Here is a 12741-nt window from a genome sequence, read left to right on the forward strand (position 1 = left end):
TTGTTTTCCGGACGGCTTCAGGCTATAAATAAGCTCGTCGTTATCAGGGAAAAACGCCAGATGCCAGCCACTTTGAAATACAACACTAAGCAGCGTGCCCAGGACCGCGCACGAATCCTGCAAATTCTGCTCACCAATAAAGCCGTTGCCAGCGGCATACTTGGGCGTTTGCCTGCGCCTGACGTGCGCACGCCAGAGCAGGATATTGCGGAAATCGTCACGCTGGTTGAAAGGCTGCCGGCTCCGGATCTTGCGGACGTACTGGAAGCGCTGCCCACGGAAGAACGTCATGCGCTGTGGAGCCTGGTGAAAGAGGATAAGCGCGGGCACGTATTGATCGAGGCTGCGGAAACCGTCTGGGACGACCTTATCGAAGATATGAGCGACAAGGATTTGCTTAAAGCGCTGCGCCCGCTCGATATAGACGACCAGATTTACCTCGCACAATATTTACCGCGTGATTTGATGGGCCGACTGCTGGCCACGCTCCCACAGGAGGAGCGCGCTCAGGTTCGTAAGGTGCTGCATTACGATAAGCACAGCGTCGGCGCCATTATGGACTTTGAGGTGATCACCGTTCGTGCGGACGTTACCCTTGCTGTCGTACAACGCTTTCTGCGTCTTCGCGGCAAAGTCCCGCAAAACACCGACAAACTCTTTGTCACCACCCGGAATAAAACCCTGCTGGGAGAGCTGGGGCTGACCACTATTCTGCTCCATCCGCCCGAAACCCCGGTCCTGAAAGTTATGGACGATAACCCGACCTGTTTTGCGCCGGAAGATGACGACGAAATCGCAGCGAGGACGTTTGAAAGGGATAACCTGGTCAGCGCCGCCGTCATCGACAGCAGCGGAAAGCTGATGGGCCGCCTCACCGTTGATGAGATCGTTGACGTCGTGTACGAAGAAACGGATAACGATCTGCGTCGCATGGGGGGCCTGAGCGCGGAAGAAGACGTTTTCGCTCCGGTAACGAAGGCGGTGAGAGCGCGTTGGGCATGGCTTGCCATCAATCTGTGTACCGCTTTTGTTGCCTCGCGTGTCATTGGCATGTTCGAACATACTATTTCACAGTTGGTAGCCCTGGCTTCTTTAATGCCGATTGTTGCGGGCATTGGCGGTAATACCGGCAATCAAACTATTACCATGATCGTTCGCGCGCTGGCGCTACAGCATATCCAGGCCGGAAACTACTCGTTTTTAGTGCTGCGTGAACTGGGCGTGGCTTTGATCAACGGTATCGTGTGGGGCGGGGTGATGGGCGCGGTAACCTGGCTGTTGTACGACGATCCGGCGCTTGGCGGCGTCATGACGCTTGCGATGGTGCTCAACCTGCTGGTTGCAGCGTTAATGGGCGTGCTGATCCCGATGATCATGACGCGGTTGGGCAAAGATCCGGCGGTGGGTTCAAGCGTAATGATCACGGCGTTAACCGACACCGGCGGATTCTTTATCTTTCTGGGACTGGCCACCATTTTCCTGCTCTGAGCCGTTTCAGCATTCAGACATAAAAAAAGCAGCCATAACAGGCTGCTTTCTAAGGTGTTTTTGGTCGGCTCGAGAGGATTTGAACCTCCGACCCCCGACACCCCATAACTTTGATTTATAAAGAAAAAGTTATGGTAAGCCGTGACTCTACAGCATTCACAAACGAGGTAAAAGTGAATGGCTGCTATCAGAAAACTCCCTTCCGGTAAGTGGAACGCCCAAGTAAGGATCGCTGGGCGTAAACCGATTTCATCAACCCATCCCACGAAAGAAAAAGCTGCAATCTGGGCGAAAGCACAAGAGCAGGGCCATCCAAGCGCACACTCTCCAACCCCAAAAAAGGGGAGGCCAAGACGCAACACTATTCACAGGTTTGCTTTGGATTATATGAGTGATGTGATGGAGAGGAACGGAAAACGCCGGGGTGGCTATGAAGCAACTTTCTTCCGTCTTGTTGTCCTTGAGCGTCATTTCCCGGATCTGCTTCTGGAAGGATTCAAACGCGATCACATCATTGAGTATAGAAACAAACGAGTAAAAGAGGTTTCAGGTTCAACTGTACGGCTTGAACTGCAATTACTTTCCCGCTTTCTGCGCTGGTGTGCCAGCGAAAAGGGGATCGAGTGCGTGGATGTGGTTGCAGGTGTCAAACTGCCTGAGCCTGGCAAGCCGAGAGACAAGATCATTGAACCTAACGAGTATGAAATGATACTTGACCGAGCCAGCGAAAAAGCAAAGCCGATCATCATGATTGCTTGGGAAACCGCTATGCGCCGTAATGAAATCTTAGCTATCAAGCCGAACATGATTGATTTCAGGAAGAAGACAATTTCCCTTCAATACGATATGACGAAAAATGGCGAGGCGCGTGATGTTCCGCTTTCAACTGCCGCACTTGAACTCTTGCAAACATTATGTGACGGCAGAGATAAGGATCAACCTCTTTTTACGCTTACGCCGTATGCAGTGACGCAAGCATTCAGAAGGGCGGCAAGGCTTGCCGGGGTAACAGATGTTTGTTTCCATTCCATCAGGCACACCGTGATCACCAGGTACGCTGATATGGGGTTTACTCCGTTTCAACTTGCAGTTGTAAGTGGTCACAAAACATTGGCGATGCTTGGGCGATATACTCACCTGAAAGCAAGCCGCATTGCTGATCTTATGGGATAGCAAGATGCCCCCTTATCATGGGGGCTGTTTCTTTCATTTGAAAATCAGAAACTTCCCGGAAGAAATCTTTCCCGTATCCGATTGCGTAGGAGTACGATTGTCAATCAATACCTATGTAAACAAAAGGGTTTCTATGGCTCTACAAGGAAAGTTGCTACTGAACGGGGCAGATTATGCACCTTTCAACCTGTACGGCGTCGGTGTGTTTATGGCGCATTCAGGGCTGGGAGCTTACCGGAATAATGCAAATTGTGGTGCTATTGCAAACGAAGGCCCCACACCACCCGGTAAATACTGGATTGTTGATCGTAAGGAAGGCAATTGGTTCTCTCAGAAGAAGGAAGAAATTCACGATGCGGCCAATAGACTTATTGGGCGACATGCATTTGGTAAATCTGATTGGTTTGCATTATGGCGTGAGGATTGGGGAATCGACGATTACGCTTGGATAGAAGGTGTTAAACGCGGTAACTTCCGATTGCACCCTGGTACTGTTTCAAAAGGTTGTATAACAATCGCCCATGATTCTGATTTTGCAATGATCCGAAATGCGCTTATGAATACGTCACTTATTCAGGTTCCCTGTAGGCGATCACTAATGGCGCGGGGTTGGATGGAGGTGGTAGCCGGTGGCTATAACAACACTTGCCCGTAGAATAAGTAAATTTATTTACTTCATTATCTTATTAGTTTTTACAGGCCATATATTACCGATGCCTGAATCATACATTAATTACGATTTTGCAAGAAAATTAGCGATATTTATTAACGAAAATGAAAATGCAGAATCTATGTATGATGCTTATTCCTACATAGACTGGTTTATAATACTATTAATTATCATCCCTTTTTACATTATAACAATGAAGTTAATTCAAAAAATAAGGAGCAAGTAAAATGCCAATCCCCCCGTATATGTGGCTTAAAGACGATGGCGGCGCAGATATTAAAGGGTCTGTAGATGTTCAAGATCGTGACGGCAGTATTGAGATTATTGGACTGAGCCACGGTATTAACCTTCCTGTAGATAATGCCAACGGCAAGATCACTGGCACACGTCAGCATTCATCAATGATGATTGAAAAAGAGGTGGATAGTTCTACTCCTTACCTTTACAAAGCAGCCGCAACGGGCCAGACGCTCAAGAGTGCTGAAATTAAGTTCTATCATATCAACGACGCAGGGCAAGAGGTCGCCTATTACTCTGTGCTTATGGATAACGTGAAAATCACAGGTGTTAATTGTGGTGTTCCTAACTGCAAACTTGCCGCCAACGACAAAATGAACCACGTTGAAAGTGTCAGCTTGCAATATGAGAAAATCACCTGGAAGATTCACGATGGGAATATTCAGTTTACAGACGCATGGAACGAGCGCCCAACCGCATAACACCAGAGGGGCGTAATGCCCCTTTACTTTTCGTTGTCGAACGTCTTCACGCTGGCACAATGTTTGCCATTCTGGGTGATTGTGAAGCTATATATGGAATTCTCGTAACGGCAGAGCGTTTTTCCGTTGGCTGTCTCGGTCAGTTGAAGCGTAATCTTCCCTGCATGAGCCGACAGGGGCAGCAAGGCCATCACACAAAGTAAAAGTTTCTTCATTGTTATCTCCCTTTAGTTGTCTGTTAGTTGTGTACTAGTGTTTTGTTAGTAGTCGATAGTCTGGAATACGTCTTCGACGTCCTTTTCCATTATCCCACAGTACGCCAGCGTGACCGCCTGTGAGCTGTGTCCATACAGCTTCGTGAGCGTTGGCAGACTTACCCCACGTTTCAGAGCGTGATAACCAAGATTCTTGCGTGGACTGTGCGCCGCAATGCGTAGATTCAGTCTTTCCCCGGCTTCTTTGAATTTGGCTGAGACCGTCACCCGGCTGATCGGTTTGCCTTGGCACGGTTACTCTCGACTTCGAAAAGGTACACATGGCCCGGATTATCAGCACGTCGCTGTGCCACCAGTTCCAGGGCTTTCGGTGTCAGCAAGATAGAGCGAGTCTTCCTCGTCTTCTGTTCCTTCAGGTTTAACACGTTCCCTTCGATGTGATTAAAGTCCGCATATCAGGACCGTATTACCGCCGCTGATGTCCAGCCATATCGAAAACCCGGCTCTGACCTGCAAGCCACTATCATGGACGCCGTGACGTCTTTTGCCCTGGCTATGCATGATAAATACATGCGCACCCGTGAGCGGATTTTCGCCGACGCTCTCTTCCGTAATACCGTCGAGGCGACTTATACCCAGCAACCTGTCATCGACTGGCAGGAGGAGTTTGGTTATCAGCAGGAGGTCGGAACTATCGCCACAGGTATTACTGCCGATCCGCTTCGTAGTCTGGATGACGCCGTTACCGCTGCTAAAGTTCGTATGGGTGGTCTGGCTGGTCAGCTTGATGGCTTTATCCTGTTTGCAGGTAGCAATGTCTATCGCGGCATCAAGTACCATCCGGATATTCGTCAGAATATTCAGTATGGTGTCCTTGATCGTGACGTGCTGTTTAACAAAGAAGTGCTCCCGGCCTTCTCGACCTTCATTATCGAAAATATTCGAGTGGTGGAAGTTACAGACCAGAATCTCTACGGCATTGGCCCGGATGAGTCATTTTTAGTGCCGCGCTTCAGCAAACCGCTGTCCTCAGATATCGCATTACCATTTGGTTATGTAGCTACGGCAACCAGCCGTAATCTGGAACTGGCATTTGCTGAACCGGTTGATTTCCGCATCTATTCAACACAAGACAAGTTGAAAAATGTGGAGATTTTCGCGGAAAGCTCAATCTTGCCTGTGGTGTACCGTCCAGACTTCGTAACCAAGTTGACGAATGACGCAGCGTAAGCAATTCGACTAACGGAATTAGTATCGCAGGGCGATTAACGGTAATTACCGTTAACCCGCTGGCGGGTACATTTGGGGGCTATTTGTCCCCACCGTAAAGAAAAGCCCAGCAGGGCGCGGCAAAGTAGAGGAGATATAAATATGAAACTACAGCTAATCGGGAAGGGCAACCTTCCCTTACTGACATTCATTCTTGATGGTGCGAAGGATGACGGGATTTTGAATCTTTCAGCGTTGGCCCGTAGGCTCAACTGTTCACGTAGCAGTTTGCTAGATAAGGCCAATAATCACGGCTGGGAGGCCGCGATCCGGTTCTACCTCAACGAGAAGCGAAAACGAAAGCAAAATATGTAAAGCCGGGGCAACCCGGTTTTTTTGTGTCTGTCGTATAACGAAGGGGTTTGCGTTCGGCATTGAAAAGGGAGTTGTGGGGTAAGTAGCGCAGTAGGTTTTTTAGCACCGTCAGAGCGTGTCAACTTTGCATTCACACCACTGTGAACGAGCAGTTGTGAACGAATGCAAAAATGCCTAAACTAAAAAGCGAGATTATTTTCATAACCCGCTGTTTAGTTTGGCTATTATTTTGGTCGGCACGAGAGGATTTGAACCTCCGACCCCCGACACCCCATGACGGTGCGCTACCAGGCTGCGCTACGTGCCGACAACTGGGTAAAAATATTACCTTTTTTATCGGCCTTTGCAAGGCTGCCGCGCGCTAAGTGATTTATAAATAAACAATCAGTTGGCGATAAATCGCTTCTCGTCGGTCAATACCTGCAGCAGCAAGCCGAGCTGTGGTTTTGTTTCTTCCACGCGTTCGCCCTGTAGATCGTAGATGCGATAGTTGCCGTTATTATCAAGCACCAGCGTCATATGCGGCATGGTGATTGCCAGGCTGTTGTTATCCGCCCCCACAACCCAGTTGTTACGGCGCGTAGCGGCAAACAGATCTTCACCCTGCGAATACTCATTCGCCGCGGTTTTAACATGCAGCAGGCGCTGCATCAGGGTGGTCATCACGTCCTGATGATCGGTCAGTTTACTGATGGTTTGCGCAGGCGTGCCCGGCCAGTGGATAACCAATGGCACCTGGATGCGCGAACGTGACCAGGCGAACGAATCCCGTTCATCGCCCAGCGGAACGCCGTGACCTGCGGTAACGATAACAACGGTATTATCCAGCTTGCCGGAGGCTTTCAGAGCGTTCAGCACTTCCTGAATCCGATCGTCAACGTTGCGCGCGGCGCGAGCGTAGCGACGCGTGAAGTCTTGTTTGTTGCTGTCGCCATTAACCGTGGTGCCGTTAAAGGCAATCCAGGAGAACCAGCGGTTATCTTCGGACGCGTATTGCGTTAGCCAGTTCACCCATTGCGAGGCGGTCTGGCTATCCGACTGGCTTTTAGCCGACGGCAAAGAGAAGTCTGAAAGCAGGGCCTGGCGATACATGGATGAGTTAAAACCGTCGGAAGCAAACAGGCCCAACTGGTAACCCTGCTGGTTCAACGCGGTAATCAACGCTGCCGGAATACGAGCGGAGAGGACGCCGTCCATGTAAGCCGGAGAAATCCCATAAAACAGCCCGAAGATGCCGTTATCGGTGCCATTGCCCGCGCTCATGTGCTGCGTGAAATTAATATTATTCTGCGCAAACTCATTGAGAGCAGGGAGGTCTTTAGCAAAGCGGGAGGCGTTCAGACCGTCTACTGTGATCAGCAGAACGTTATGGCCTGTGCCCATATCGCTAAATTGCAGATTGCTTAGCGGATACTGTACCGACACCGCTTCCGGATTACCCTGCTCAACGAGGCGGCGCTGGTACTCCTTCGCATCCAGCAGGCCGTGTTTTTCAAGGAATCGACGCGCCGTCATCGGATAGGACAACGGCAGGTTGGCGCGCTGCATAGTTATTGGGCGATAGAAATTCGCATCCGCCCAGATATACATAATATGGCTGCTGAAAAAGGCCACGAAAAACAGCGCGACGACGGGTTTAGCAAAGTGCCTGCGCCGTCCGAGGCTGCGCAGTTTCTGCCAGCTCCAGGTGGCAAATAACATCTCAATAAGCAGGATGACCGGCACGCTGATAAACATGAGCTGCCAGTCGCGCGCCATTTCGCTCTGGTCCGGGTTAATCACCAGTTCCCAGACGATAGGGTTGAGATGGAGGTGGAAACGGGTAAAGACTTCGCTGTCGATAAGCAGCAGCGTCATGCCCGCCGTGGCGAAGGCCGCCGACAAAAAGCGCATCAGGCGCTGGGACATCACGACAAAGGTAAGCGGGAAAAGAATCAGCAGGTAGGCGGCAAACACCAAAAAGCTGAAATGACCGATTACGCTCAGGTACGAATAGATGCGTCCGGTGAGCGTTGTCGGCCAGTCGGCGACAAACAGATAGCGGCTACCCAGCAGCGTGGCCAGCAGGATATTAAACAGGGCGAACCAATGTCCCCAACTGACCATCTGGGAAACTTTTTCGCGGTAGCGCTGACGGTTAGTCACCATAACTCGTAGCTACAATCCCTTAATGAGCTTGATCTTCGCTCACGGAGGCTTGCAGCGCCTGCGCGAAGGAGCGAGCCAGCGAGTGGCGTTGAGCCGAAGCCACGCTGGTATTGATCAGGTTAGTCACCATATTTCCCAGCACCATCAGGGAAAGATCGGTCGGCGTCTGGCGTTTTTCCAGCACGCTTGCCAGTTCGGTCAACAGTTCTTCTACTTGTTCGTCACTATAGCGGGATGTTTGTGGCATAAATTAACAATCAGTCAGGTTCAGGAAAGGGCGTTATCTTACCGTAGGAAGACCTTTTTTTCTGCTTTTTTATCTTCTATTGCACAAGGCTCCCGGCAGTGGTTGAATACCGCCCGGTCTAAAAGGAGAGTTTATCATGAGTCTGGATATCAACCAGATTGCCCTGCATCAGCTTATCAAGCGCGGCGAAGACACGCTTGAAGTGGTGCTGCGCGATTCCCTGCTGGCAACTAACGGCGCCGTAGAAGAGATGATGGCTGAGCTTCACCGTGTTTATAGCGCAAAAAATAAAGCATACGGGTTGTTCAGTGAAGAGAGTGAATTAGCGCAGGCGCTGCGTTCACAGCGCAAAGGCGATGAGGATTTCCTCGCCTTCAGCCGTGCGGCAACCGGTCGTCTTCGTGATGAGCTGGGGAAATATCCCTTCGCCGACGGCGGCATTGTGCTTTTCTGCCACTATCGCTATCTGGCCGTTGAGTACCTGATGGTAGCGGTGCTGAACAACCTGAGCAGCATGCGCGTCAACGAAGAGCTGGATATCAGCTCGACTCACCATCTGGATATCAATCATGCGGATATCGTAGCGCGTATTGACCTGACAGAATGGGAAACCAATCCGGAGTCGACCCGCTATCTGACATTCCTCAGAGGACGAGTGGGGCGCAAGGTTTCTGATTTCTTCATGGATTTCCTTGGCGCCAGCGAAGGTCTGAACGCCAAAGTGCAAAACAAGAGTTTGTTACAGGCGCTGGATGATTTCGTAGGCGAAGCGCAGTTGGATAAAAACGAACGTCAGAATGCGCGCCAGCAGGTCTACGCCTACTGCAATGAGCAGTTGCAGGCCGGAGAAGAGATCGAACTTTCTTCATTAGCCGACGAACTGCCATGGGCCGTTGATGATAAGAATTTCCAGCAGTTTACCGCTGAGAAAGGTTACGAGCTTGAAGAGAGCTTCCCGGCGGACCGCAGCACGCTGCGTCAGCTAACCAAATACGCCGGCAGCGGCGGCGGCCTGACGATTAACTTCGATGCCATGCTGCTGGGCGAACGTATCTTCTGGGATCCGGCAACGGACACCCTGACAATTAAAGGCACTCCGCCGAACCTGCGCGACCAGCTACAGCGCCGTACTTCGGGCAAGTAACAGGGTATGCGGTAGGGCGTTAACCTGACCTCGTAGGTCGGGTAAGCGTAGCGCCATCCGACGTTCCCCATCCGACATTTCTCGCCAGACAGAAAACAAAAAACCCGCCGAAGCGGGTTTTTTTCGAGCTTGATTCGCGATTAAGCGCGAACGAAGTCGATGTGAGACAGTTTTGGCTTGAACGGGTGACGCTGAACAGCCTGAACCTTCACTTTTACTTCTGTACCGTCAACAACCAGAGTCAGAACTTCTTCGTAGAAACCAGGCTTTGCTTGCAGGTTCATTACGGAGTCATGGTCCAGTTCGATAGAGATTGCAGCTTCGGAACCACCATAGATGATTGCCGGGAATTTGTTAGCTGCACGCAGGCGGCGGCTCGCACCCTTGCCCTGCTCTTTGCGTTTTTCTACATTGATAGTAAACATTAACTGTTTCTCTCTTAAATACTCCTGTTACAGGCGACCCAGCAACAGGAAAGATTTCTGCTTTGCGGATGCAAAAGCGGGCGGCATTATAGCCATATACCAGGCTTGCGGCAACGATAATGACTCATTTATTGTTAGTCAGCCGCGTAATTCATTTGCCCTGCGGAAGCGGCCTTCATAATCGAACACTTTCTCGCGTACGTTCCAGAACTGACCGTTTTTGCGCGCCACCACGAAATCCGGATGGCGGAGCAGAGGCTGTTGCGCGACAACGTCCGCGGCGGTTATCCAGCGCAGGGGCACGCCGGGCGCTCGGCTATGCGGACGGATAAACGACTGTTCAAAAGCCATTCGCTGGGCTGGCGTGTGCAGGCGGAAGCGCTCACTCACATCGGCGCCGTCTTCGTCGTAATAGGTGATTTTCAGCCAGTCGCCTTTGGCATCGCAGCCTTGCTGTAACGTCATGCCGCTGCAACGCAGCACAAGCGCGTCTTTAAGCTTCAACGCCGCCTTCAGCATATCATCCGGATCGACCAGCACACTCGCGCACTGGCAGCAGCGGCGGGCGGCAATATCGTTCTCGGCGTTGCACTGCGGGCAATTTTTGAAGCGGAAGCGATAATCACACTGTTCCCGATGCCCATCATCGTCTTCAAACCAGCCCTGACAGCGGCGACCGAAGTGTTCGATGAGAGTGCCATCGGCGGTGGTTTTTCCCCAGAACGTATTGGCGAACCCGCAAGACGGACAGAAAACCTGCACCGGAACATTGTCGCTTTTGCCTTTTGCGTTGCCCACTTCCGGCGTGAAAAGATCGTGCGGGTTGCCTGCGTAATCAAGAATTAAGCAATCGGTCTTACCGGGCGAGAGACGCAGCCCGCGGCCAACGATTTGTTGGTAAAGGCTTACTGATTCTGTCGGGCGCAGAATGGCAATTAAATCCACATGCGGCGCGTCAAAGCCCGTCGTAAGCACCGAAACATTAACAAGGAAACGGAACTGTTGATTTTTAAAGGCATCAATTAAGGTGTCACGAGCCGGGCCTGGCGTATCCGCCGTAATCAACGCGGCATCGTCCGCAGGTAAAAGGGCGGTCACTTCTTTTGCGTGCTCTACGGTTGCGGCAAAAATCATCACGCCGCGTCGTTCGGCTGCGAACTCCACTATCTGACTGATGATGTGCGGTGTGATGCGCTTTTGCTGTTTCAGTTCGCGGTTAAGGTCGGCTTCGCTAAACAGCCCGTTAGACTGGGCCTGCAAACGGCTGAAATCATATTGCACAACCGGCATATCCAGCCGTTCCGGCGGGGTAAGATAACCGTGCTTAATCATATAGCGCAGCGGTAGCTCATAAATGCAATCGCGGAACAGCGCTTTTTCATCGCCGCGCACCATGCCGTGATAGTGATAATGATAAATCCAGCCTTTGCCGAGTCGATAGGGTGTGGCGGTAAGTCCCAACAGGCGTAACCTGGGGTTCGCGGAGCGCAGGTGAGTGAGGATTTGCTGATACTGGCTGTCATCCGCTTCGCCGATGCGGTGACATTCATCGACAATCAGCAGCGAAAACTCGCCGTGAAACTGCTCAAGATTACGGGCGACCGACTGAACGCTGCCGAAGACGACCTTGCCATGGCTCTCTTTACGTTGCAGTCCGGCGGCAAAAATATCGGCCTCAAGCCCCAGCGCGCAATATTTTGCATGGTTCTGAGCAACCAGCTCTTTAACGTGAGCGAGCACCAGCACACGCCCGCGGGCTATGCGCGCCAGCTCGGCAATCACCAGGCTTTTTCCGGCGCCGGTCGGCAGCACAATCACCGCGGGTTCAAGCTGCTTGCGGAAATGGGCGAGGGTGGCGTCCACCGCTTCTTGTTGATAAGGGCGCAGGGTAAAGGACATCGGTACTCCTACCCTTCATCTTTCAAGCTACAGGGGTGTTGGCTGCACTCACTTACCCCAGTCACTTACTCAAGTAAGCTCCTGGGGATAAGCTCCCTTGCCGCCTACCTGTAACTCGAAATCTAAAGGGTATCAAACTCGTCATAAGTGATACGAAAGCGTCGATTATGGCATGAATCGGGGTTTTAGCTTGAGAGAGTTTTCTATCCCGCTATACTGGCAAACTAATTAACAGGCAAACGATTTTTCCCTTAGAAAATGGGCGAATGCCCGGCTAGCCTTATGCTGGCACCTCTTAGAAACAGGCAATATTTTAATGCGACTCGATAAATTTATCTCTCAGCAACTTGGCGTGAGCCGCGCTATTGCTGGCCGTGAAATTCGTGCTCAACGTATCACCATCGACGGAGAAGTGGTGCGTGACGCCTCCTTCAAGCTCAATCCGGACCACCAGGTTGAATTCGACGGCAACCCTCTGAGTCAGCAAAATGGCCCGCGCTATTTTATGCTCAACAAACCTCAGGGCTATGTGTGTTCAACCGAAGACCCGGATCACCCAACCGTGCTCTATTTCCTGGACGTACCTGTGGCGCACAAGCTGCACGCCGCAGGACGTCTGGATATTGACACTACCGGGCTGGTACTGATGACGGACGACGGCCAATGGTCTCACCGCATCACTTCGCCGCGCCACCACTGTGAGAAAACTTACCTGGTAACGCTGGAATCGCCGGTTGCCGATGATACTGCCGAACAGTTTGCTCACGGCGTACAGTTGCATAATGAAAAAGATCTCACTAAACCAGCCACGCTTGAGGTCATCACCCCGACGGAAGTTCGTCTGACCATCAGCGAAGGACGTTACCACCAGGTCAAACGCATGTTCGCCGCCGTGGGCAACCGCGTTATCGGCCTGCATCGCGAGCGTATCGGTGAAATCGAACTGGACCAGGATCTGGAGCCGGGTGAATACCGCCCGTTAACTGAACAGGAAATTGCCAGCGTTGGCATGCCAAAGAGCTAACTTCA

General features: G+C 51.4%; 13 protein-coding genes and 1 tRNA gene. 7 read left to right on the forward strand and 7 right to left on the reverse strand.

Annotation, left to right across the window (positions count from 1 at the left end; all coding sequences use genetic code 11):
• The first annotated feature begins 60 nt into the window (after nt 1-60).
• The 4 genes from mgtE (at nt 61) to MUA00_RS11710 (ending at nt 4050) form a co-directional block, all read left to right on the forward strand.
• Nucleotides 61-1488 carry a magnesium transporter gene (mgtE, locus tag MUA00_RS11695; protein WP_271123217.1) on the forward strand — a complete coding sequence of 476 codons (1428 nt, stop codon included), beginning with the start codon at nt 61-63 and terminating at the stop codon, nt 1486-1488.
• 177 nt (nt 1489-1665) lie between these two features.
• Nucleotides 1666-2661: a tyrosine-type recombinase/integrase gene (locus tag MUA00_RS11700; protein ID WP_271123218.1), complete on the forward strand. Its 996-nt coding sequence runs from the start codon at nt 1666-1668 to the stop codon at nt 2659-2661.
• Nucleotides 2662-2794: 133 nt separating this feature from the next.
• Entirely contained in the window at nt 2795-3316 is a 522-nt protein-coding gene (locus MUA00_RS11705; RefSeq protein ID WP_271123371.1) for a DUF2778 domain-containing protein, read from the forward strand.
• A gap of 242 nt (nt 3317-3558) precedes the next feature.
• Entirely contained in the window at nt 3559-4050 is a 492-nt protein-coding gene (locus MUA00_RS11710) for an Hcp family type VI secretion system effector (protein ID WP_271123219.1), read from the forward strand.
• 23 nt (nt 4051-4073) lie between these two features.
• Here MUA00_RS11710 and MUA00_RS11715 read toward each other — a convergent pair whose 3' ends face one another.
• A complete protein-coding gene (locus MUA00_RS11715) occupies nt 4074-4265 on the reverse strand; it encodes a hypothetical protein (protein WP_271123220.1) in 192 nt (63 codons plus the stop codon).
• A gap of 45 nt (nt 4266-4310) precedes the next feature.
• Nucleotides 4311-4532, reverse strand: coding sequence for a tyrosine-type recombinase/integrase (locus tag MUA00_RS11720; protein ID WP_271123221.1), 222 nt, complete (start codon nt 4530-4532; stop codon nt 4311-4313).
• A 198-nt stretch (nt 4533-4730) separates the two neighbouring features.
• Between MUA00_RS11720 and MUA00_RS11725 the strand changes: the two genes are divergently transcribed.
• The gene (locus tag MUA00_RS11725; RefSeq protein ID WP_408639708.1) at nt 4731-5495 is read left to right on the forward strand and encodes a major capsid protein; all 765 of its coding nucleotides are present in this window, start codon (nt 4731-4733) and stop codon (nt 5493-5495) included.
• 584 nt (nt 5496-6079) lie between these two features.
• On the opposite strand, the gene MUA00_RS11730 is transcribed toward MUA00_RS11725, so the two are convergent.
• From MUA00_RS11730 to MUA00_RS11740, 3 genes are all read right to left on the reverse strand, one after another.
• Nucleotides 6080-6156, reverse strand: a tRNA-Pro gene (locus MUA00_RS11730).
• 77 nt (nt 6157-6233) lie between these two features.
• Complete coding sequence (gene yejM, locus MUA00_RS11735) at nt 6234-7997, reverse strand: LPS biosynthesis-modulating metalloenzyme YejM (protein ID WP_271123222.1); 1764 nt, start codon at nt 7995-7997, stop codon at nt 6234-6236.
• Between the two features lie 19 nt (nt 7998-8016).
• Nucleotides 8017-8244 carry a YejL family protein gene (locus MUA00_RS11740; protein ID WP_271123223.1) on the reverse strand — a complete coding sequence of 76 codons (228 nt, stop codon included), beginning with the start codon at nt 8242-8244 and terminating at the stop codon, nt 8017-8019.
• A gap of 136 nt (nt 8245-8380) precedes the next feature.
• Between MUA00_RS11740 and yejK the strand changes: the two genes are divergently transcribed.
• Nucleotides 8381-9388 carry a nucleoid-associated protein YejK gene (gene yejK, locus MUA00_RS11745; protein WP_271123224.1) on the forward strand — a complete coding sequence of 336 codons (1008 nt, stop codon included), beginning with the start codon at nt 8381-8383 and terminating at the stop codon, nt 9386-9388.
• A gap of 140 nt (nt 9389-9528) precedes the next feature.
• Here yejK and rplY read toward each other — a convergent pair whose 3' ends face one another.
• Nucleotides 9529-9813, reverse strand: a complete 285-nt coding sequence (rplY, locus tag MUA00_RS11750) for a 50S ribosomal protein L25 (protein WP_139880295.1) — start codon at nt 9811-9813, stop codon at nt 9529-9531.
• A gap of 138 nt (nt 9814-9951) precedes the next feature.
• Entirely contained in the window at nt 9952-11712 is a 1761-nt protein-coding gene (locus MUA00_RS11755) for a DEAD/DEAH box helicase (protein WP_271123225.1), read from the reverse strand.
• Between the two features lie 316 nt (nt 11713-12028).
• Here MUA00_RS11755 and rsuA point away from each other — a divergent pair, with 316 nt between their 5' ends.
• Nucleotides 12029-12736, forward strand: coding sequence for a 16S rRNA pseudouridine(516) synthase RsuA (gene rsuA / locus MUA00_RS11760; RefSeq protein ID WP_271123226.1), 708 nt, complete (start codon nt 12029-12031; stop codon nt 12734-12736).
• Nucleotides 12737-12741: the final 5 nt, after the last annotated feature.

Source organism: Dryocola boscaweniae (genome assembly GCF_025215095.1).
Classification (GTDB): domain Bacteria; phylum Pseudomonadota; class Gammaproteobacteria; order Enterobacterales; family Enterobacteriaceae; genus Dryocola; species Dryocola boscaweniae.

What these genes read in the sequence shown, in the direction of transcription:
- mgtE (WP_271123217.1), top strand. Translation starts at nt 61, where the DNA reads ATGCCAGCCACTTTGAAATACAACACTAAGCAGCGTGCCCAGGACCGC.
- MUA00_RS11700 (WP_271123218.1), top strand. Translation starts at nt 1,666, where the DNA reads ATGGCTGCTATCAGAAAACTCCCTTCCGGTAAGTGGAACGCCCAAGTA.
- MUA00_RS11705 (WP_271123371.1), top strand. Translation starts at nt 2,795, where the DNA reads ATGGCTCTACAAGGAAAGTTGCTACTGAACGGGGCAGATTATGCACCT.
- MUA00_RS11710 (WP_271123219.1), top strand. Translation starts at nt 3,559, where the DNA reads ATGCCAATCCCCCCGTATATGTGGCTTAAAGACGATGGCGGCGCAGAT.
- MUA00_RS11715 (WP_271123220.1), bottom strand. Translation starts at nt 4,265, where the DNA reads ATGAAGAAACTTTTACTTTGTGTGATGGCCTTGCTGCCCCTGTCGGCT.
- yejM (WP_271123222.1), bottom strand. Translation starts at nt 7,997, where the DNA reads ATGGTGACTAACCGTCAGCGCTACCGCGAAAAAGTTTCCCAGATGGTC.
- MUA00_RS11740 (WP_271123223.1), bottom strand. Translation starts at nt 8,244, where the DNA reads ATGCCACAAACATCCCGCTATAGTGACGAACAAGTAGAAGAACTGTTG.
- yejK (WP_271123224.1), top strand. Translation starts at nt 8,381, where the DNA reads ATGAGTCTGGATATCAACCAGATTGCCCTGCATCAGCTTATCAAGCGC.
- rplY (WP_139880295.1), bottom strand. Translation starts at nt 9,813, where the DNA reads ATGTTTACTATCAATGTAGAAAAACGCAAAGAGCAGGGCAAGGGTGCG.
- MUA00_RS11755 (WP_271123225.1), bottom strand. Translation starts at nt 11,712, where the DNA reads ATGTCCTTTACCCTGCGCCCTTATCAACAAGAAGCGGTGGACGCCACC.
- rsuA (WP_271123226.1), top strand. Translation starts at nt 12,029, where the DNA reads ATGCGACTCGATAAATTTATCTCTCAGCAACTTGGCGTGAGCCGCGCT.